We start from the raw sequence: 18,240 nt of genomic DNA, 5'->3' as shown, positions 1-18,240 counted from the left end.
GTCTGCTTGCCGAGGACCGCCCGCCTGCGTCGCGTTCGATCGGGACGCGCTGCCGGTCGTGCCGTTACCCGCAGCCGTGTCGGTATCCCCTGTCGTTCTCGTCACGCGCAATCGTGTCACCTACAGTTGCGTCGTCACTCCGCGAGCGTCACGTCCAGGCGCTCCTCGAGCGCTTCGATCAGTCCGCCGCCGACACCGGCCTGCGTCGCTCGCCCCTGTTCGACGGCGAGCAGGTCCTTCTCGGGCGCGCCGAGTTCGTCCGCGAGTTCGTCGCGCTGGAGTCCCGCCTCCTGACGCGCTTCGACCAGTTCCTCGCCGTAGTTCGTGACGAGATAGGGAAGCGGGTCGTCGTCGTAGTTCGTCCCCTCTTTCTCCCAGTGCTCGGAGTCGCCGTCCCAGACCGGGTTCGCCTTGGCGACGTTCTGGGCCGCCTTTTGCTTGCGGCTGGGGCCGTCGCTCGAAGTGCTTGCGCCGCTGTCCTGAGAACTGCGTTGCTGGTTCCGCGAGCTCGATTTCTGCTGGTTGTCATCGTGCGGTGCGCAGTCGGGACAGACCTCGAGTTCGGCCCCGGCGACGGTCGCGAGCCGGAGCCTGTTGCTCTCGGCCCCGCAGAGTTCGCAGTTCGTCCCGCCGCCTCCGGACGAGGACCCGGTCGAATACTTAGCCATGGTATCCTTTGGCAACTGTCGCATTTCAAATCACCGCCTCGATACGGGTCAGTCCCGTGTGACCTCGCCGCAGGCGCGCCTACAAAGGAAAGGGCTTTTATAATCACACTGGATACGATTGAGTGCAGAAAGACAAAGACACCGCGAGCGTGGGTAGCCAAGCCAGGCCAACGGCGCAGCGTTGAGGGCGCTGTCCCGTAGGGGTCCGCCGGTTCAAATCCGGTCCCACGCATCGCATGGGTGGATGAGCTCCACCAACACGATGCAGGTGATCTCCTCCGAGGACATCACCCACGCATAACTTCTGACGAAACTACACTGAACAGCGACAGGCCCCGACGATACGCGCGGTCTCATACCAACCCGATTTATCGAGAGCGATGGCGCTTGTTAGACGGAGGGTGCTCCGTCGGGATCCGCCGGTAAGCGATTAGTTTCCGGTCGTAACGTTCGAATCGGACCGCGGTTCTGTACGCCGTGTTGATTCGTCGAGCGTAATCGCAGCCAAGCGTCGAAAATACCACAACAACTGAAACGGTTTACACGCTGATCGCACAGCGGTCGTGCGATCAGGTGTGCATTGAGTTTCAATGGCTACTGTAGAAAACCGACAGCAACGACTTACTGCTGCGCTTTCGTCTCGAGTTCGGTCGCTTCGGCCGTCGGTGCGTTGCGCTTGACACTCTCGATACCGTCTCGAGCGCCGCTCTTGGATGCGTATCCCTCGCTGGAATCGGAAAGAATGTTGCCGTTGCGGTGGCGGAGTCGCCATCGCCACTCGTTGCCGGCGTCTTCGTAGAGCTCGAAGGCCGCCTGGCCGATATCCAAGGTGTCGGCATCCGGCGCATAGTTCTGGACGCGCTCGACGGCGTCTTCGGCGTTCCCTCGAGAGTCGTATCCTTCGCCGCTGTCGGCGACTATCTCTCCGTTCGCGCTGCGAAGCCGCCACCGCCACTCGTTGCCGGCGTCTTCGTCGATTTCGAACTCAAGGTCGTCGATTCGGTCGCGCAATCGGGTGACCGCGCGGCTCGCGTCGTGACGTCGCGTGTAGCCCTCGCCACTGTCCGCAAGGATGTTTCCGTTGCGGTGGACGAGCCGCCAGCGCCACTCACTTGCGGCGTCGGAGTACACTTCGAATCCGGTCGGATCGAACCAGAGATAATCTGCCGGGATGACGTACTCACGGATCCCGTCGAGAGCCTTTCGAGCGCCGCTCTTGGATGCGTAGCCTTCGCTGGAATCCGCGATGATATTCCCGTTGTCGTGCCGGAGCCGCCAGCGGTACTCTCCACCGTTGTCCTCGTAGAGTTCGAACGCCGCCCGACTCTCGATCGTCTCGGCTTCGGTCGGCAGCGCCACGACGGGCTCGGCCGCGTCCGCCGGTTCGGGTGTTTCGTCCGCGTCCGGTTCGGGCTCGATTCGGAGGACGCCGGCACCGAGTGCGTTGCGCCGGACGCTCTGCATTCCCTTCTGGGCGTTGTGGAGTCGGGTGTACCCCTCCCCGGAGGACGCGATCACGTTGCCGTTGCGGTGGCGCAATCGCCAGCGGTACTCGCTGCGTTTATCCTGAAAGACTTCGAACCGGCCGGCGCTCTGCCGAGCCGTATCGATCTCGGCCTGAAGCGTTTTGACCTGATCCTCGAGTTGGACGGCGCGCTCGCGGCTCTCCGCGAGGTCTGCGTCTCGATCGGTCGCTTCCTCGCGCATCTGTTCGTTTTCGGCCTGCTGGGTCGCGTGCGCTTCGTAGATGGGATCGGTTAGCAACGGGACCGCTGTGCCTGCGAGTGCGGTGATGCCGATACCGAGGCTGTAGAGCGTAATAATCCCGCTCTGTCCCGAAATAGTCGACCACTGGTCGGGGAAGATCGAAACGAACCAGACGACTGCAGTGAAACTGAGAAATGCGCCGAGGTATCCGAGCGACGTTCCGGCGCGTCGAAGCGGGAACCTAATAACCGCCCCGAGGATCATAAACGGGAGTGCCAGCGCTGCGAACGCGTAGGCCATTCCGCGTGGAACTGTTGCTGCCTCGGTCAGGAAGAACAGGACCATGCCGATAACACCAGTCAGTACGCCAGCGACGAAGAGCCAATAGCCGTTGACTTCGTCGCTGGTTCTGGGCGTTCCGATCCGCTGTTCGTATAGATTCGATAACGCTCCCGACGATCTCGATTCGTTCATAGGTACGCAACTATTCTTTCACAATCTAATATATGTATGGGTCGTGTGAAAGTTCGGTTTGAGTTGAGTTCAATTTCGACTCACTTTGCGTCAGAGAGCTCTGTACGGTCGGGGGTCCGACTGGGACAGTAATCACTTTCGTGCCACGGTCAAACGAGTATCTATGGAGTACGTCCCTCGAGAACGCGTCACCTCCCTCACGGCAGTTTTGAGCGTCGTCTCGCTCGCAGTCGTCTTCGCCGCAGCGAGCGGCCAGGTCCCGTCCTCGACGGTACCGACCGCCCCCGAGTGGGTGCTCGACGCGATACCTCACGTCAACATGGCGATCAGCGCGACGGCAATCGGAACGATCACGTTCGGCTGGCGGGCCATCCGTCGCGGCAACGTCGACAGACACCGCGTCGCGATGCTCGCGTCGTTTGCCCTGTTCGCGGCCTTCCTCACGCTCTACCTCTATCGGCTGGTCGCGACCGGCGGCCCGCAGCCGTTTCCCGGACCCGATTCGGTGTACCAGTTCGTCTACCTGCCGATCCTCGCGATCCACATCCTCCTCGCGGTCGTTTGCGTGCCGCTGGTCTACTACGCCCTGTTGCTCGCGTTCGCCCATCCCATCGAGGAGTTGTACCAGACCAATCATGCCCGTTTCGGCCGAGTCGCGGCGAGCCTGTGGCTGATCTCGTTCTCGCTGGGAATCGTCGTTTACGTCCTGTTACACGTGACGTACTGACCCAGACATCAACGGCGCTCGATCGTCGGCCGATAAGCGCCAATCCACCGTTCGACGGTATTAGCGGCTCGAGTGGCCGATATCAACGGTCTCGAGCGGAGGGAGGACCGCGATCGAGTTGGATTCGTGCGCCGCTGTCGATTCGTCAGTCGTTGCGCGACGTTTCCTCCGCGTCACCCGGGTTGCAGTCCGCCTTGGGCGGGAAGAACAGATCGCGTCGGTGCAAGAAGTAGCTGACCGCGATGCCAGCGAGGAGGACGGCTACGCGACCGGACGCTGTCTCACCGCTTAACAACCAGTAGGCGCCGAAACCGGCCAGGAACAGACAGATGGTGATCCCGCCCGCAAACCCGATCGGTTGGTGATTCAACACGCCCCGGAAGGTCTCGAGAAAGAGGAGGAACGTTCCCAAGAGAAGGCCAACCCTCCCGAGTTGCCACGCGGAGAACTCGGCGTACACCGACGGGAGTGCCTCGAGGAAGAGGAAGAACCCAGTGCCCGCGTTGGCGCCGAAGCAGAACGCGAGGAGGTAGATTCCCACGGGAGACCGTCCGTCTTTGTGGCTCCGGTACCACCACTCGCGCGACGGCACGCTGGAAAGGAGCGAGGGGACGAACGACGGCGCTGCCATTGTCGAGCGTATGGATTAGGTGTGAATAAACGTACCGACAGAAACGGGTCGAGACAAACGTCGTCGTCGGCCTCAGTCGTCAGCGTGCAGCGCTCGCCCGCCGAGTTCCGGACGAGTGACGTCTCGGTCGGTCTCCTCGCCGTCGATATCGTAGGGATACTCCCCCGTCACGCAGCCGAGACAGAGGTCGAGTCGCTCTTTGCCGAGGACTTCGGCGACCGCGTCGGTCGAGAGGTACGCGAGACTGTCGGCGTTGATCGTGTCGCGAATCTCCTCGGTCGTTTTGTCCGAGGCGATCAGCTCCTCGCGGGTGGCCATGTTGATCCCCATGTAACACGGGGCAACGATCTTCGGCGCGCCAATTCGGACGTGGACCGCCTCGGCCCCGCAGTCCTTGAGGAGCTGGACGAGCTGCGTCGAGGTGGTTCCGCGGACGATGCTGTCGTCGATGACCGTGACGGTTTTGCCCTCGATGGTCGATTTAATCGGATTGAGCTTGAGCCGTACCGCCCGCTCGCGCTCGTCCTGGGTCGGCATGATGAACGTCCGGCCGACGTACCGGTTCTTCATCAGCCCCTCGGCGAACTCGACGCCGTCGTCGTCCTCGTCGCGGGGTTCGCCGTCGGGCGCGGTTTCGGTCGCGGCGTCGGCGTAGCCAGCCGCGAACGCGCGGCCGGAGTCGGGCACCGGCATGACGACGTCGCTCTCGACACCGCTTTCCTCCCATAGCTTGCGGCCGAGGTTCCGACGCGCCTCGTAGACCAGCGTCTCGTCGATGACGCTGTCCGGCCGCGCGAAGTAGACGTGTTCGAAGAAGCAGTGGGCCGTGTTCTCCTTCTCGATCAGCTGGTAGGAGTCGAACCCTTCGCCGTCTTTCTGCAGGACGACGAGTTCGCCCGGACGAACGTCCCGGACGAGTTCGCCATCCAACGTGTCGATCGCCGCCGATTCGGAGGCGAGGATGTAGCCGTCCTCGAGTTCGCCGATACAGAGCGGTCGATTGCCCTGCGGGTCGCGCACGCCGAGGATCGTATCGTCGTGGCTGATCGTCAGCGAGTAGGAGCCGTGGATGCGCTGCATCGTGTGCTTGACGGCGCGCACGAGGTCCTCCTCGAGCAGGTTGCGCGCGAGGTCGTGGGCGATGACCTCGGTGTCGCCGTCGCTGGTGAAGGCGTGGCCCGTGGCGGCGAGTTCGTCCCGGATTTCGTCGGCGTTGACGAGGTTCCCGTTGTGGCTCAGGCCGAGCGATCCGCTTTTGAACGAGACGGAAAAGGGCTGGGCACAGCAGGAGTCGACGGAGCCGGCCGTCGGATACCGGACGTGGCCGATCCCTGCCGCGCCGTTGAGCACGTCGAGGTCGTCCTCATCGAAGACGTCGCCCACGAGTCCCATCTCGACGTGGCTGTGCTGTTGAAAGCCGTCGTGCGTAACGATCCCCGCGGACTCCTGGCCGCGATGCTGGAGTGCGTAGAGTGCATAGTACAACGGTCGTGCCGCGTCTCGACCGCTCAGTGAGACGCCGACGACGCCACACTTCTCGGTCATTCCTGTTCGCCGGGGAGTCTCGCCCCGCCCATCAGTCATGGAAGTGAGTAGGCGCCCGAGTAGATAAAAATCCCCGTGTTTGTGCCCCACCCGCGGCGATCAATGTGCCCTAATATACATTATCGTGCACATTTTTCTGAAAGTCGGCCGAGAGCGTCCGTAGCTCGACGTGAGCCGAGTGGCACGGCTGATCGGGGCGTTACGTCCGGTGAACCGTTACTCGTCGAGAATAGTCGAGCATGGACGTGAACACGCTGGATGAACGAACACGAATCATTCGCCCGAACGTGCGGTCGGTGGGCGAGCCGCGACGACGAACGACGACTCCTCGCGAGGCGATGACACAGTGTTCAAGACGGTTGGCTCGAGTCCAGAACACATGCGACTCGAGGAGTACTGGGGCGTCGGGCCGAAGACGCGGGCGACGTTAGTCGAGGAGTTGGGGAACGAACGCGCGGTGCAGGCCATCGAGAGCGGTGACGTGCGCGCGCTTGCGGACGCCGGACTCGCCCGCGGCCGGGCGACGCGCATCCTGCGACGGGCGACGGGCGGCGACGGAATCGACGTGCTGGCGACGAGCGACGCGCGCTCGGCGTACAAGGAACTGCTCGATCTGGCGGTCGAACACGCCGTCACCCAGCGGGCTGCCGACCGAATTCGGGTGCTCACGCCGCTGACCGACCGCGAGGCGATGGAGTCGAGACTCGATGACGTGCTCGCGGCCCGCGACGCCTGGGCCGCACTCGGCGCCGAGGATCAGGAGGCCGTCCTCGAGGCCTACGAGCGCTACGACGACCGGGAAGGGAGCGAACACGCCGCCGTGGAAACGGCACTCGCCCTGCTCGCGGCCGGCGTCGACTCGGGGCCGTTCGCGACGATCGCCGACCTCGAACGGGACCGGCTCAGGGCCGCGAGCGACGCGCTTGCGGCGCTCGACGGCGACCGTGGACGGGTCAGCGAAGGTGCGGACGATGAACTCGACCGCCTGCGGGCGGCGCTGGGGACGGTCGAGGATCTGGACGCCAACGCCCTCGAGTTGATCGAGGAGTTGCGCGACGGCGGCGTCCGCGACGTCGTCGGGTTTCGCGACTCGTTCGAGGATCGGCTTCTGACCGAGACCGAGGTCACGATCGATCGGGTTCGCGAGGCGATGCCCGACGACGCGGCCGACCCGACGGACTTCGTCGGGGCTACCCTGCGAACGCTCCGGAGCGATCTCACCGAAGCGATCGACGAGCGCGAGACGACCGTCGCGAGCGACCTCGAGGACACCCTCGAGGAGAATCGGGGGGCCGTCGACCGGGCCGTCGGCGCGGTCGACGACATCGCCTTGCACCTCTCGCTGGCGCGGTTCGCGCTGGCGTACGACTGTACGCGCCCCGAATTCGTTACCGGGCGGGACGCCGCCGTCTCCGTAGTCAACGCGCGGAACCTCACGCTCGCGACCACCGACGAAGACGGGGTCCAGCCGGTTACCTACGCGCTCGGCGAGCACGACGTGACGGCGGTCCCGGCCGGCGTGAATGCGGTTCCCGGCGACCAACGCGTCTCCGTCCTCACCGGGGCGAACAGCGGCGGGAAGACGACGCTACTCGAGACGCTGTGTCAGGTCGTCCTGCTGGCGATGATGGGGCTTCCCGTCCCCGCCGAGCGCGCGGAAGTGACCCCCGTCGACTCGCTGGTCTTCCACCGCCGCCACGCGAGTTTCAACGCGGGCGTCCTCGAGTCGACGCTGCGCTCGATCGTGCCGCCGCTGTCGACCGGCGGGCGCACCCTGATGCTGGTCGACGAGTTCGAGGCGATCACCGAACCGGGGAGCGCGGCGGACCTGTTGCACGGACTCGTCACGCTGGCCGTCGATCGGGAGGCGCTGGGAGTGTTCGTCACTCACCTCGCGGACGACCTGGAACCGCTCCCGGCGGCGGCGCGGGTCGACGGCATCTTTGCGGAGGGGCTGAATCCCGACCTCGAGTTACTGGTAGACTACCAGCCGCGGTTCGACACCGTGGGTCGGTCGACGCCGGAGTTCATCGTCTCGAGGCTCGTCGCCAACGCGGACAGTCGAAGCGAGCGGGCCGGCTTCGAGACGCTGGCGGAGGCCGTCGGCAACGACATCGTGCAGCGAACGCTGGCCGACGCCCGCTGGAGCGAGATCGACTGATCAGGTGCCGTCGCCCGCGTCGTCGTTTTCACGGTGATCTCGGTTGCCTCGGTTTTTTCGAACCCGCTCGTCCGCGAGCCACCGGTCCGGCGTCGGCGCGTACGACGAGTCGTCCAACTCCGACGTCCCGTACGTGTAGACCGTGCCGTCCTCGTCCTCGCAGACGCGCGCCTCGAGGTAGGCCTGGGCCGCGCGACGCGAGAGCGCCCCCATCTCGATCACGTCGGCGAGCGTCGTTTTTGTCGCGCGAAACCACGTCCGGACCCGCCGGTCGGCGGTGTCGTCCGCGACGGCGACGATCGCACCGCGACCGTCCTCGCGGCCGTCGCCCCACTCGAGCCAGCAGACGCGATAGGCCGAGACACGGTAGTCAGCCCCCGGGGAGACGAGGTACAGCACCTCGTAAACACAGGGGTCGAGATGGGCCGTAAGAACCCGTTCGCGGTCGACCGCGTTCGCCAGCAGGTCGGGGTCGACCGCGCCGTCTGCGAGCGGAGAGTCGGCGGTGATCCGCTCGCCGAGGGAGACGCCGTCGCCGCCCCAGTGGCTGTAACGGACATCGTAGCGGCGATCTGGCCGCCGGTAGGCGACGAGCGCCCTATGGCCCATCGTTCACCCGGGGCGGAGAGCGTGGCTGACCGTGTGCGTTCCTCGAGCGGGAGACGGTGTTCGGGGAGTCCATCGCCGATGCTGGCCGCCCGTCCGTACTTGAACCTGCGGACCGATCACCGACGATACCCGAAAACCGATGGCGCGCTCGAACGCGGACTCCGAGCGACGGGTGCTACTTCGATTCGAGTTCGAAACTCCCTCGTTCACGAACGCCGATTTCACCGCACTCCGGGCATCGTTTGTCCGCCGCGTCGAAGACGTGTCCACACGACGGACACCGATAGCCGACGTCTCCAGTACCGATCGGCAGCGTTTCGCTGAGCCGCTCGAGAATGCTCACAGTGACGGTAGTAGCGAACCGCGGCAAGTGAGCGGCGAGGTTGCACATGCACCGTGATCGGCGGGCGAGTTCCCCGCCCCGACGGAGCGTTCACGGTCACGGAACCGCGAGCGCAACGCCGAAATCCTCCCGGCTCCTACGTGCGGACGAAATCGATGGCCACGGAATACGACGCGGTCGTCTTCGACAACGACGGCGTACTGACGACACCGACGGATCGGGCGGTACTGGTCGACGCGATGTACGACGCGTTCGGGGAGGTCGGCGTGACCGACCCATCGGACGACCACGTTCGCACCCTGATGAGACCGAGCGTCGACTCGCTGCAGGACATCGCTGGCGCACACGAGGTCGACCCTCACGAGCTCTGGACGGCCCGCGAGTACGCGGCGATCGAGGCCCAGCTCGAGGAGATCGAAGCCGGCCGTAAGCGTCTCTACGACGATATCGACGCGCTCGCGGATCTCGAGGCGGCCACCGCCATCGTCAGCAACAACCAACACGAGACGATCGGCAACATCGTCGACCACTACGACCTCGACTGGTTCGACGAGTGGTACGGCCGCGAGCCGACCGTCCAGGGGATCGATCGCAAGAAGCCGACGCCGTACTATCTCGAGCTCGCGCTCGAGGAACTCGGCATCGAGAACGCGCTGTACGTGGGTGACAGTTGGGTCGACGTGCAAGCGGCCGAAGCCGCGGGTATCGACGTTGCGTTTATCCGGCGATCGCACCGTGTAGGGTACGACCTCGAGCGAGCACCGACGTACGAGATCGAGGGACTCGACGCGATTCCGGACCTGGTGTAAGTCTCACTCCGTCGCCTCGACCCGCGCCTCGGCCCGCTTCTTAACCGCGGCGTTCATCGCCGCGAACCCGGCCTCGAGGGACTCCTGGTCTAACAGTAACGGGACGAGCGCGCCGCGGAACGTCTCGCGGTGGAGCAGTCGCGTTCGCCTCGCTCCACTCGGCTCACCAGCATCGATCGGCTCCAAATGGAACTCGTGGTAGCCGTCGAAAGCGAACGGAACCACCAGTCGGCCGAGCCAGACGAGCCGACGGTTCTCCTCGACGGCGACGACCTCCGGCTTGAACGTCATCCCGCGGGAGTTTGGCGGGTCGATCTGCACCCGGAGCCGTTCACCCTCGGTCGGTTCGCCCTCGATCGCCCGGACGAACGGGTTCCACTCGGGGTAGCTCTCGAACTCGAGGAGGACGTCCCAGACGACCTCCGGCGGGGCGTCAATCTCTTCGAACACCTCGATTTGGTTCATGCTAGCACGGATGTGCTCGAGCGATATGCCTGTGTTGCCGACGTTGTCTGGTACGTTCGTAAGAGTCAGGCAACAGGACTATCTCGAGATCAGTATCATCACCCAACCCCGAACCGTTGAAGGCACGGAAGGCGAACAGAGTGGTATGGAACGAACGGGGACGATCCTCCGAGGCCGCGACTTCGAGCCGGTGGCGGGACGCGTCGTGATCGGCGACGACGGTCGGATCGAGGCCATCGAGGAAACGTCCGTCGATAGTTCGGCTATCATCTGTCCGGCGTTCGTCAACGCTCACACGCACATCGGCGACTCGATCGCCAAGGAGGCCGGCCGCGGGCTCTCGCTCGAGGAACTGGTCGCGCCGCCGGACGGGCTGAAACACCGCTTACTTCGGCAGGCATCGAACGACGAACTCGTCGACGCCATGCGTCGATCCCTCCGATTCATGCAGCGAGCCGGCACCGCAGCCTGTCTCGAGTTCCGCGAGGGCGACGTCGAGGGCGTCCGACAGCTCGAAGCCGCAGTGGAGGGCCTCGAGATCGACACCGTCACCTTCGGCCGTGGCTCGATCGACGCGATGCACGCGGGCGACGGCTACGGCGCCAGCGGAGCCAACGACGCCGAGTTCGGCGAGGAACGGGCGGCGACGCGGGAGGCTGGCAAACCCTTCGGCATCCACGCGGGCGAAGTGGACGCGAGCGATATCCACCCCGCGCTGGATCTCGAGCCCGACTTTCTGGTCCACGTCGTTCACCCCGAGCCGGATCACCTCGAGCGAATCGCCGACCAGGAGGTGCCGATCGCGGTCTGTCCCCGATCGAATCTCGTGACGGACGTCGGGCTCTCGCCGTATACGGAACTGAACGAGCGAACGACGCTCGCGCTCGGGACGGACAACGTGATGCTCAACTCGCCGTCGATGTTCCGGGAGATGGAGTTCCTCGCCAAACTCTCCGAACTCTCGGCCGACGAAATCCTCCGGATGGCGACGATCAACGGCGCGGAGATTGCGGATCTCGAGTACGGACTGGTCGAACCCGGCCGGAAAGCGCGGCTGCTGGTTCTCGACGGCGACTCGGACAACCTCTCGGGTGCCCGCGACCCCGTCCGGGCCGTGGTTCGTCGGGCCGGCGTCGACGACATGCGCGAGGTCGTTTTCGAGGGCTGAACGCGTCCGTCGGCGATACGTTCGACGATCCCTCTCACACGAGTGACAGTGACGAGATACGACAACAACGTTATTATACCATTGGATGGTAAACGTTCACATATAGCATGTACGACTGTATCCTCGTCCCGACCGACGGGTCGCCGGAGGGCGAGCGCGCCCTCGAGTACGCGTTCGATCTGGCACAGGCCCACGACGCGACGGTTCGGGCGATCTACGTCGTCAGCGTGGCCGGTTACGGCGGCTTGCCCATGGAAACGCCCCTAGACGGCATTACCGGTGCGCTTCGCGAGGAGGGCGAGGCGGCCGTCGAACGAGTCAAAGAGCTCGCGCCGGCCGACATCGAGGTCGAAACGGGGGTGCTCGAGGGATCGCCGAGCCGCGTCATCGTCGACCACGCCCGGCCCGACGAGTGCGACCTCGTCGTCATGGGGACCCACGGCCGCGGCGGTATCGATCGACTCTTACTCGGCAGCGTCACGGAACGCGTCGTCCGTCACGCGCCGGTTCCGGTGTTGACCATTCGGGTCAACGCGCCGGAATCGGACGATCGGACGGATCAAAAACAGCTCGCCGCCGAGTGATCGACCGGCTCTCAGTTTTGGCGGGAACTGATCAGACCGGCCGCAAGTGTTCGCAGTCGCCAGCCGCGACCGTCTCCCGTCCGCCCTCGGTCTCGATCACGAGCGCGCCCGATTCGGTGACGTCGACGGCTTCCCCGACGACGTCGCCCGTCGCGCGCTCGACTCGCACCCGTTGGCCGAGCGTCAGCGCCAGTTCGCGCCAGGCCGGAACGACGGACTCGAGATCGGTCCGGTAGCGGTCGAACTCCTCTAACAGCCGCTGGACGAACCGCCGGCGGTCGACGTCGCCAGCCTCCTCGCGGATACTCGTCGCCCCTTCGGGTAGCGTCTCGGCGTCGATGTTCGCGTTGACGCCGATTCCGACGGCGATCCAGTCGACCCGATCCATCTGGCCCTCCATCTCGGTGAGAATGCCCGCCAGCTTCCGGTACTCGCCCTCGTCGCCGACCGGGACGACCACGTCGTTGGGCCACTTGATCCGCGCGTCGACGCCCGCTTCGCGGGCCGCCCGCGCCGTTGCGACCGACGCCGCGAGCGTGTACAGCGGCGCCTGTGCGGGGGCGATGTCGGGCCGCGTGACGAGGCTCAGCCAGACCCCGCCCGAGGGTGCCGACCACTCGCGCTCGAGCCGTCCCCGGCCGCCGACCTGTTCGTCCGCGAGCACGGCGACGTTCGCGGCACCCTCGCTCGCCAACTCGCGTGCGCGATCGTTCGTGCTCCCGATCGAGTCGTGGTACTCGATCGAGAACGGAGCCTCGAGTTCGTACTCGACGGCGGGCCCGTTGAACGCCGTCACCGCGGCCAGTTCGTAGCCCGTCGGCCCGCTCTCGATCTCGAAGCCGGCGTCCCGGAGCGCATCGATCTGTTTCCAGACCGCAGCCCGCGAGACGTCGAGCGACTCGGCCAGTTGCGGGCCCGACACTGGCCCCTCAGCGAGCGCCTCGAGAATCGACCGTCGCGTCTCGTTCGTGGTCATACACTCGAGAGGGGCGCGCTCGTACTTGAATCGGCGGGATCCAAAGCCAATCGAACCACGTGCGGTGGCGCGCGCTGAACGGCGGCGAACGAAAGCGAGTCGCGAGCGAAGCGAGCTACGACGCGAGTGAGACGCCGTTCAAAATTGCGCGAGGGACGAGCGAGTGAATGGAATGAACGAGTGAGTCGGCTGGGGAGGGCGTGGCAATCACCGTTGCCAGCGCGAGCAGCGTATTTGCGTCACCGGTACACTTGCAGAAACGGAGACGGATAGCCTCGCTTAGAGCAACTGATCGGCGATGATCCCCTTCTGGATCTCGCTCGTCCCGTCGTAGATCTTCGTGACGCGAGCGTCCCGGTAGAACCGCTCGACCGGATGGTCCGTGACGTAGCCCGCACCGCCGTGAACCTGCAGCGCCTCGTCGGTGACCTCGACGGCGCGCTCGCTCGCGAACAGTTTCGCCATCGAGGCGAGGCGCGTCGCCCGGTCGGTGTCACCCGACTCGAGGCTCGCCGCCGCGCGATACGCCAACGACCGGCCGGCCTCCACGCTCGTCGCCATCTCGGCGAGTGTGTGCCGGATCGCCTGAAATTCCGAAATCTTCCGGTCGAACTGCTCGCGTTCGTTTGCGTACGAGCTCGCCTCCTCGAGCGCCGCCTGGGCTACCCCGGTCGCCTGTGCGGCGACGTCGACGCGGGCGGGCGCGAAGAACTCCATCAGCTGGTAGAACCCCCTATCGACCTCGCCGACGACGTTCTCCTCCGGAACGCGAAGGTCGTCCAGCACGATCTCGGCGGTGTCTTGGGCTTTGATACCCAGCTTGTTGTCAATTCGCGTCGCGTCGTAGCCGTCGACGTCGGTCGGTGTGAGAAACGCGGTGATCCCGCCGTGGCCCTGCTCCGGCGAGGTTTTGGCCATGACGATCGTCACGTCCGCGACGGTGCCGTTCGTGATCCACATCTTCTGGCCGTTGATGACCCACTCATCCCCATCCCTCTCAGCACGGGTCTCCATCCCCGCCACGTTCGAGCCGTGTGCTGGTTCCGAAATTCCGGTCGCAATGGGCGTCTCTCCGGCCGTAATCTGGGGTAGCCACTCCTCGCACATCCACTCGTCGCCGTACTCGAGGAGCATTCCGGTCCCGAAATCGGCCGCGGCGATCGAGCCGCCGACGCCGGGATCGGCGCGCCACAGCTGTTCGGTGACGATGGCCGTCGAAATCGCGTCCATCCCGGCCCCGCCGTACGACTCCGGCACGTGGGGCGCGACGAGGTCGAGCTCGGCCGCGTCCGACAACAGATCCGCGGGATACCGCTGTTCGGCTTCGTACTCGGCCGCGACCGGCCGGATCTCCTCCGCACCGAACTCCCGGACTGCGTCGCGGATGGCTTCCTGCTCCGGTGTGAGATGAAACGACATACCTTCTCCTCACGTCGAACGAGCCTCAACCCATCGCCGAAGTTCTGACACGCCGGCGGTGTAACAAAGAGCGCCCAGTCGGTCCCTCAGTCGATCGGTCAGTCGGTTAGTCGATCAGTTGGTCGATCGGTTAGTTGTCGGTCGACCGGCCGATCAGTCCCGAATCTCGAGCAGCTTCTCCCGCCCCGGCGCGATCAGTTCGTCGAGGGAGGTCGCGAGCGTCCCCTTCGCGTCGGCGGGGTGGAGTTCGCCCGACTCGAGGTCCGCGGCCAGATCCTCGTAGGCCTCGTAGGTCAGATCGCCGCCGTACTTCTCGGGCCGTTCGACGACGACTTCCTCGAAGCGCGGGAAGACGTGGTACTCGAACAGTTCGAGAACTGGGTTTTCGAGGTCGCCCTCGGGATTGCGCGTCGGCGGGCAAAAGGCCGAGTTGACCTTCTCCTCGAGCTCCTCCGTCGAGTCCTCCATCGAGATGGTGATTCCCTCGCTCGAGGACATCTTCCCCTCGCCGCTGGTGAGGTCGGCGACGATGGGCGTGTGAAGCGCGGGCCGAACGTCGTAGCCGAGTTCAGGCAGTTTCTCGCGGGCGAGCATGTGGACCTTGCGCTGGTCAAGTCCGCCCACGGCGAGGTCGAGGTCGAGGTACTCGATGTCCAGACACTGCATCAACGGGTAGACGACGTGGCTGACCTTCGCGGTCTCGCCGCCCTGAATCTCGGCCATCGCGCGCTGGGCGCGGTTGAGCGTCGTCGACAGCTCGAGTTCGTGTAGGTCGAGGGTGTACTCCTCCTCGAGCTGGTACTCGGAGCCGTAGACGAACTCGGTGGTGTCCTCGTCGAGTCCGTAGGCGACGAACTGGGCTTTCATCTGCTCGGCGGTGTCGCGGATCTCGTCGAAGCTGCCCTTTCCGTTCAGGTAGGCGTGAACGTCCGCGAGCAGGACGACGACCTCCATCCCGGCTTCCTGGAGGTCGATGAGTTTGTTCGCCGTCAGCAGGTGCCCGAGATGGAGCACGCCGGAGGGCTCGTAGCCGACGTATGCGCGCTTGCCGGCGGGGTCGTCGGCGAGTTCGCGCACCTCCTCGTCGGTGACGACCTCCTCGGCGTTTCGCATAATCAGGTCGTAGGTATCCATGTGTGGACTGAAGCGGGAGGAGGAATTTATACCCGATGAATCGTCCGGGCGGTCGTCGAGGCGATCCGATGCAGTCTTGGCCGGAGCGCTCAGGCGGTCGCGTCTCGAAGGACGGCGGTCCCGCCCTGCTGGACGCGGATTCGATACCCTTCGTAGGTGAACTCGAGTTCCGCGTTCGCGGTCGAAGACGGCGGCGACGACAGAAGCGAGTCGACCACGTCGTCGATACTGTTGTAGATCGGGTCGAGTTCGGTCTCGGGGACGCTCTCGAGGTCGGCGACGATCTCGACGAGCCGAATCTCCGGTGCTTCCTGCGTCGTGTCGAGATCCAGACGGGCGACGATGTCGTCGTCCGGCGGATCAATCCACTCGGTCATCAGTGACAGAAACGAGTACGGCGAGCAGCGTAACAGTACTACCGGCGGTAGCATGGCCGTCTCTCCTTCGTTCGGGGATTTCGCATGTGCCTGCCGAATACCCTTTTGCGTGATCCTCGTATCCCCCCTGATGGGTTATAGAGAGGATTTCGTCAACGCCGTCCGCCGAAGTACGTGGCCGCAGATCCATTACCTGCTCTCCGGGCGCTTCGACGGCTACGCCGTCAGCCACACCACGGCCGACGAGTACGCGCTGACGACCCACTGTTCGGAGAAACGCCTCGAGCAAATTCTTTCCGAACTCGGCTTCTCGCGCAACCCGATCGCCTCGCTGAAGGTCCGCACGGACGGGAACACCTCCGAGGGCTCGTGGGTCTGGCGGGCGTCGCCGCTGGCCGACATGCAACTGCACGTCGTCCTCCACGAGGTCGAGAACGCCGAGAAGGTCGACGTCTACGCCCACTGGGAGTGTTCGTGGATCCGCCACCCCTACAAACACTACGTCGCCCGCGGCTACGACGCCGAGAAGGGCGTCGAACTGGCCCGCCGCTGGCTCATCAACTACGACGACGAGTGTCTCAACGGCTCCGACGGCATCGACTACGAGATCGACGACTCGTTCACGCGCCAAGCGAGCGAGTACCTCTCGATATCGTACTATCAGGTCGAAGAAGCGGTCGCAAGCGCCAGATCTCGGCTGCCGTACGTCGACGGCGGCGGCTCACTCGAGATCGATCGGGAAGGTAAACGGGACGGCGTGTCACCACGGGTCGTCGACCGTTGAGGGCAAGGGAACTACACGAGTACTGTAATCGACCGTCGGGAGGCCGCAGTGAACTGTTTATTGCCGTTTGGCGGCCGCCAAATTCGAATATAGGTTTATATCCCCCACGCAGAATGCGTTGGGACAGCAACAGATGACTTCCCTGCCGCCCTGGATCGACACCCGGATCGACGACGACCTGAACAAGAAACTCACACAGCGACACGTCGTTGAAACGATGCTCGCAGCGGATCGTCCGTACTTTTCGGCCGAACAGATCCGCGCCCGGGTGCGCCCGGACGTGAGCAAAGAGACCGTCCGGCTCCGGTTGAACGAACTCCTCGAGATCGACGTCGTCGCCGCGGAGACGTACCCGGAATCGATCACGCTGTACTACGTCAACCACCCGGAGTCGCAGTGGCCGCTGAGCCCCGAAGGGAAAGCCGCCCTCACCTACGAGACGCCGCTGGATACCCTCTCGGTCGGCGATTTCGTCCGCCTTCGGAACCCAGCCGGTATCAGAACCCTGGTCCTCGCGGGCTTTCAACTGAGTCTGGTCCTCTTTGCGGTCGGGATCGTCGCCCCGCTACTCGCGAGCGATCCGATCGTCCAGAGTTCGAACGCGTACTGGGAAGTGGCGGGGAACCTCTTCGTCGTCTGTTTCGTTCTCTTGGTCCTCGAGCGGATCGCCCGCAACTTTCGCACCGACGGTGTGCTCGCCGGGGGCGTCCGCTCCGGGCGAGCAGACTCGAACTGAACGCGACCGTGCTGACGCCACTCACTGACTACAACGCACACATGTCTAACGAACACGATCACGCGACGACGGCATCGACATCGACGACGCAACCAGGACCGGCGCTTCTCGAGGAGCGAACGCTCGCGGGCATCTTCGTCCACGTTCTCGGCCTCGGAACGGGATTCGTCCTCCCGGCGCTCGTCTATCTGGTCGCCGAGCACGAGTTCACGCGCGAGAACGCCCGGAACGCGTTCAACTGGCAGGTGATCGTTACCGGCGTCTTCGCCACACTCTTCGGCCTTCTCGCAGCCGGGTTCGCCATCGATTCGATGGCTTCCGAGAGCTCCCCCCTCCAGTACCTCGCGATGGCGCTTTTGCTCGTCGCCGTGGCAGGGTTCTTCGGATCCACGTTCGTCTTTCTGGTAAATTTCGCATTCGGGCTGATCGCGATGGGGAAAGCGATCTTCGGGAGCGCGTGGTCGTACCCGCTCGCGCCCGATTTCGTCGGCTGGCTCGCCTCGAGGGTCGGTAGTAACGTCGGCTGGTGGAAACTTCTCGTTCCCCACACCCTCGTTGTACCGGCTGCGGGGGCGTATCTCGGCTGGGTGGCTCTCGAGCCGGGGGCAGAAAGCGACGCGATGTTCTTCGCCGGGTTCGGCCTCGTACTGGCACTGCTTCTCACGTCAGCGCTCACGCCGGGCGTACTCGTCCGGGATATGCGAGCCGTCGCGAAAACCGACGCGTCGTGGCGACCGAGTTGGCTCGCGTACGTCGTCGGTCCGGCGGTACTCGCCGCGCTCACGTACGTCGTGGCAGCGCTGCAGTTCAACTCGGTAAATCCGGCCGGCGATGCGATCTACGGCTTCGCGGGCGCGCTCTGGCTCGCCGTTATCAGCTACCTGATCAGACGGTATCGGCAGGTCAACTCGCTGTAACTGGTG

General features: G+C 64.7%; 18 protein-coding genes and 1 tRNA gene. 9 read left to right on the top strand and 10 right to left on the bottom strand.

Annotated features, from left to right (window positions below; all coding sequences use genetic code 11):
• Positions 1–134: 134 nt before the first annotated feature.
• Positions 135–668, bottom strand: coding sequence for a helix-turn-helix domain-containing protein (locus ACSFC5_RS05170; RefSeq protein WP_440764175.1), 534 nt, complete (start codon positions 666–668; stop codon positions 135–137).
• Between the two features lie 147 nt (positions 669–815).
• On the opposite strand from ACSFC5_RS05170, the gene ACSFC5_RS05165 reads away from it, so the two are divergent.
• Positions 816–900, top strand: a tRNA-Leu gene (locus ACSFC5_RS05165).
• A gap of 389 nt (positions 901–1,289) precedes the next feature.
• Here ACSFC5_RS05165 and ACSFC5_RS05160 read toward each other — a convergent pair.
• On the bottom strand, positions 1,290–2,849 hold the full coding sequence (locus ACSFC5_RS05160) for an HVO_2922 family protein (protein ID WP_440764174.1): 1,560 nt from the start codon (positions 2,847–2,849) through the stop codon (positions 1,290–1,292).
• Positions 2,850–3,012: 163 nt separating this feature from the next.
• Between ACSFC5_RS05160 and ACSFC5_RS05155 the strand changes: the two genes are divergently transcribed.
• The gene (locus ACSFC5_RS05155; RefSeq protein ID WP_440764173.1) at positions 3,013–3,576 is read left to right on the top strand and encodes a DUF420 domain-containing protein; all 564 of its coding nucleotides are present in this window, start codon (positions 3,013–3,015) and stop codon (positions 3,574–3,576) included.
• A gap of 145 nt (positions 3,577–3,721) precedes the next feature.
• Here the strand turns inward: ACSFC5_RS05155 and ACSFC5_RS05150 are convergent, their stop codons facing one another.
• Together ACSFC5_RS05150 and purF are read right to left on the bottom strand one after the other, a co-directional pair.
• Positions 3,722–4,207: a hypothetical protein gene (locus tag ACSFC5_RS05150; protein ID WP_440764172.1), complete on the bottom strand. Its 486-nt coding sequence runs from the start codon at positions 4,205–4,207 to the stop codon at positions 3,722–3,724.
• A 72-nt stretch (positions 4,208–4,279) separates the two neighbouring features.
• The gene (gene purF / locus ACSFC5_RS05145; protein WP_440765024.1) at positions 4,280–5,752 is read right to left on the bottom strand and encodes an amidophosphoribosyltransferase; all 1,473 of its coding nucleotides are present in this window, start codon (positions 5,750–5,752) and stop codon (positions 4,280–4,282) included.
• A 379-nt stretch (positions 5,753–6,131) separates the two neighbouring features.
• On the opposite strand from purF, the gene ACSFC5_RS05140 reads away from it, so the two are divergent.
• Positions 6,132–7,913: a MutS-related protein gene (locus ACSFC5_RS05140; RefSeq protein WP_440765023.1), complete on the top strand. Its 1,782-nt coding sequence runs from the start codon at positions 6,132–6,134 to the stop codon at positions 7,911–7,913.
• Here the strand turns inward: ACSFC5_RS05140 and ACSFC5_RS05135 are convergent, their stop codons facing one another.
• The gene (locus ACSFC5_RS05135; RefSeq protein WP_440764171.1) at positions 7,914–8,522 is read right to left on the bottom strand and encodes a DUF6735 family protein; all 609 of its coding nucleotides are present in this window, start codon (positions 8,520–8,522) and stop codon (positions 7,914–7,916) included.
• Positions 8,523–9,020: 498 nt separating this feature from the next.
• Here ACSFC5_RS05135 and ACSFC5_RS05130 point away from each other — a divergent pair, with 498 nt between their 5' ends.
• Entirely contained in the window at positions 9,021–9,674 is a 654-nt protein-coding gene (locus ACSFC5_RS05130; RefSeq protein ID WP_440764170.1) for an HAD family hydrolase, read from the top strand.
• Positions 9,675–9,677: 3 nt separating this feature from the next.
• On the opposite strand, the gene ACSFC5_RS05125 is transcribed toward ACSFC5_RS05130, so the two are convergent.
• Positions 9,678–10,139: an SRPBCC family protein gene (locus ACSFC5_RS05125; protein WP_440764169.1), complete on the bottom strand. Its 462-nt coding sequence runs from the start codon at positions 10,137–10,139 to the stop codon at positions 9,678–9,680.
• A gap of 145 nt (positions 10,140–10,284) precedes the next feature.
• Between ACSFC5_RS05125 and ACSFC5_RS05120 the strand changes: the two genes are divergently transcribed.
• Together ACSFC5_RS05120 and ACSFC5_RS05115 are read left to right on the top strand one after the other, a co-directional pair.
• Positions 10,285–11,307, top strand: coding sequence for an amidohydrolase family protein (locus ACSFC5_RS05120; RefSeq protein ID WP_440764168.1), 1,023 nt, complete (start codon positions 10,285–10,287; stop codon positions 11,305–11,307).
• A gap of 107 nt (positions 11,308–11,414) precedes the next feature.
• Complete coding sequence (locus ACSFC5_RS05115) at positions 11,415–11,891, top strand: universal stress protein (protein ID WP_440764167.1); 477 nt, start codon at positions 11,415–11,417, stop codon at positions 11,889–11,891.
• 31 nt (positions 11,892–11,922) lie between these two features.
• Here the strand turns inward: ACSFC5_RS05115 and ACSFC5_RS05110 are convergent, their stop codons facing one another.
• The 4 genes from ACSFC5_RS05110 to ACSFC5_RS05095 all read right to left on the bottom strand — a co-directional run bounded on the left by ACSFC5_RS05110 (position 11,923) and on the right by ACSFC5_RS05095 (position 15,797).
• The gene (locus tag ACSFC5_RS05110; protein WP_440764166.1) at positions 11,923–12,867 is read right to left on the bottom strand and encodes a biotin--[acetyl-CoA-carboxylase] ligase; all 945 of its coding nucleotides are present in this window, start codon (positions 12,865–12,867) and stop codon (positions 11,923–11,925) included.
• A 279-nt stretch (positions 12,868–13,146) separates the two neighbouring features.
• The gene (locus tag ACSFC5_RS05105; protein WP_440764165.1) at positions 13,147–14,286 is read right to left on the bottom strand and encodes an acyl-CoA dehydrogenase family protein; all 1,140 of its coding nucleotides are present in this window, start codon (positions 14,284–14,286) and stop codon (positions 13,147–13,149) included.
• Between the two features lie 153 nt (positions 14,287–14,439).
• Entirely contained in the window at positions 14,440–15,420 is a 981-nt protein-coding gene (locus ACSFC5_RS05100; protein ID WP_440764164.1) for a tyrosine--tRNA ligase, read from the bottom strand.
• An 89-nt stretch (positions 15,421–15,509) separates the two neighbouring features.
• On the bottom strand, positions 15,510–15,797 hold the full coding sequence (locus ACSFC5_RS05095; protein WP_440764163.1) for a HalOD1 output domain-containing protein: 288 nt from the start codon (positions 15,795–15,797) through the stop codon (positions 15,510–15,512).
• 130 nt (positions 15,798–15,927) lie between these two features.
• Here ACSFC5_RS05095 and ACSFC5_RS05090 point away from each other — a divergent pair, with 130 nt between their 5' ends.
• The 3 genes from ACSFC5_RS05090 (at position 15,928) to ACSFC5_RS05080 (ending at position 18,234) form a co-directional block, all read left to right on the top strand.
• Positions 15,928–16,581 (top strand): hypothetical protein, encoded by a 654-nt coding sequence (locus ACSFC5_RS05090; protein ID WP_440764162.1) that lies wholly within the window; start codon positions 15,928–15,930, stop codon positions 16,579–16,581.
• 133 nt (positions 16,582–16,714) lie between these two features.
• The gene (locus ACSFC5_RS05085) at positions 16,715–17,317 is read left to right on the top strand and encodes a hypothetical protein (protein WP_440764161.1); all 603 of its coding nucleotides are present in this window, start codon (positions 16,715–16,717) and stop codon (positions 17,315–17,317) included.
• A gap of 41 nt (positions 17,318–17,358) precedes the next feature.
• Positions 17,359–18,234, top strand: a complete 876-nt coding sequence (locus tag ACSFC5_RS05080) for a magnetosome magnetite crystal formation protein family (protein WP_440764160.1) — start codon at positions 17,359–17,361, stop codon at positions 18,232–18,234.
• Positions 18,235–18,240 lie beyond the last annotated feature (6 nt).

The sequence above is a fragment of the Natronorubrum marinum genome, from assembly GCF_052040125.1.
In the GTDB taxonomy this organism is placed as follows: domain Archaea; phylum Halobacteriota; class Halobacteria; order Halobacteriales; family Natrialbaceae; genus Natronorubrum.
This window is presented reverse-complemented; position numbering and strand designations above follow the sequence as displayed.

Bases quoted from the DNA above. Each gene is read 5' to 3' on its own strand.
- ACSFC5_RS05170 (WP_440764175.1), bottom strand. From the start codon at position 668: ATGGCTAAGTATTCGACCGGGTCCTCGTCCGGAGGCGGCGGGACGAAC.
- ACSFC5_RS05160 (WP_440764174.1), bottom strand. From the start codon at position 2,849: ATGAACGAATCGAGATCGTCGGGAGCGTTATCGAATCTATACGAACAG.
- ACSFC5_RS05155 (WP_440764173.1), top strand. From the start codon at position 3,013: ATGGAGTACGTCCCTCGAGAACGCGTCACCTCCCTCACGGCAGTTTTG.
- ACSFC5_RS05150 (WP_440764172.1), bottom strand. From the start codon at position 4,207: ATGGCAGCGCCGTCGTTCGTCCCCTCGCTCCTTTCCAGCGTGCCGTCG.
- purF (WP_440765024.1), bottom strand. From the start codon at position 5,752: ATGACCGAGAAGTGTGGCGTCGTCGGCGTCTCACTGAGCGGTCGAGAC.
- ACSFC5_RS05140 (WP_440765023.1), top strand. From the start codon at position 6,132: ATGCGACTCGAGGAGTACTGGGGCGTCGGGCCGAAGACGCGGGCGACG.
- ACSFC5_RS05135 (WP_440764171.1), bottom strand. From the start codon at position 8,522: ATGGGCCATAGGGCGCTCGTCGCCTACCGGCGGCCAGATCGCCGCTAC.
- ACSFC5_RS05130 (WP_440764170.1), top strand. From the start codon at position 9,021: ATGGCCACGGAATACGACGCGGTCGTCTTCGACAACGACGGCGTACTG.
- ACSFC5_RS05125 (WP_440764169.1), bottom strand. From the start codon at position 10,139: ATGAACCAAATCGAGGTGTTCGAAGAGATTGACGCCCCGCCGGAGGTC.
- ACSFC5_RS05120 (WP_440764168.1), top strand. From the start codon at position 10,285: ATGGAACGAACGGGGACGATCCTCCGAGGCCGCGACTTCGAGCCGGTG.
- ACSFC5_RS05115 (WP_440764167.1), top strand. From the start codon at position 11,415: ATGTACGACTGTATCCTCGTCCCGACCGACGGGTCGCCGGAGGGCGAG.
- ACSFC5_RS05110 (WP_440764166.1), bottom strand. From the start codon at position 12,867: ATGACCACGAACGAGACGCGACGGTCGATTCTCGAGGCGCTCGCTGAG.
- ACSFC5_RS05105 (WP_440764165.1), bottom strand. From the start codon at position 14,286: ATGTCGTTTCATCTCACACCGGAGCAGGAAGCCATCCGCGACGCAGTC.
- ACSFC5_RS05100 (WP_440764164.1), bottom strand. From the start codon at position 15,420: ATGGATACCTACGACCTGATTATGCGAAACGCCGAGGAGGTCGTCACC.
- ACSFC5_RS05095 (WP_440764163.1), bottom strand. From the start codon at position 15,797: ATGACCGAGTGGATTGATCCGCCGGACGACGACATCGTCGCCCGTCTG.
- ACSFC5_RS05090 (WP_440764162.1), top strand. From the start codon at position 15,928: ATGGGTTATAGAGAGGATTTCGTCAACGCCGTCCGCCGAAGTACGTGG.
- ACSFC5_RS05085 (WP_440764161.1), top strand. From the start codon at position 16,715: ATGACTTCCCTGCCGCCCTGGATCGACACCCGGATCGACGACGACCTG.
- ACSFC5_RS05080 (WP_440764160.1), top strand. From the start codon at position 17,359: ATGTCTAACGAACACGATCACGCGACGACGGCATCGACATCGACGACG.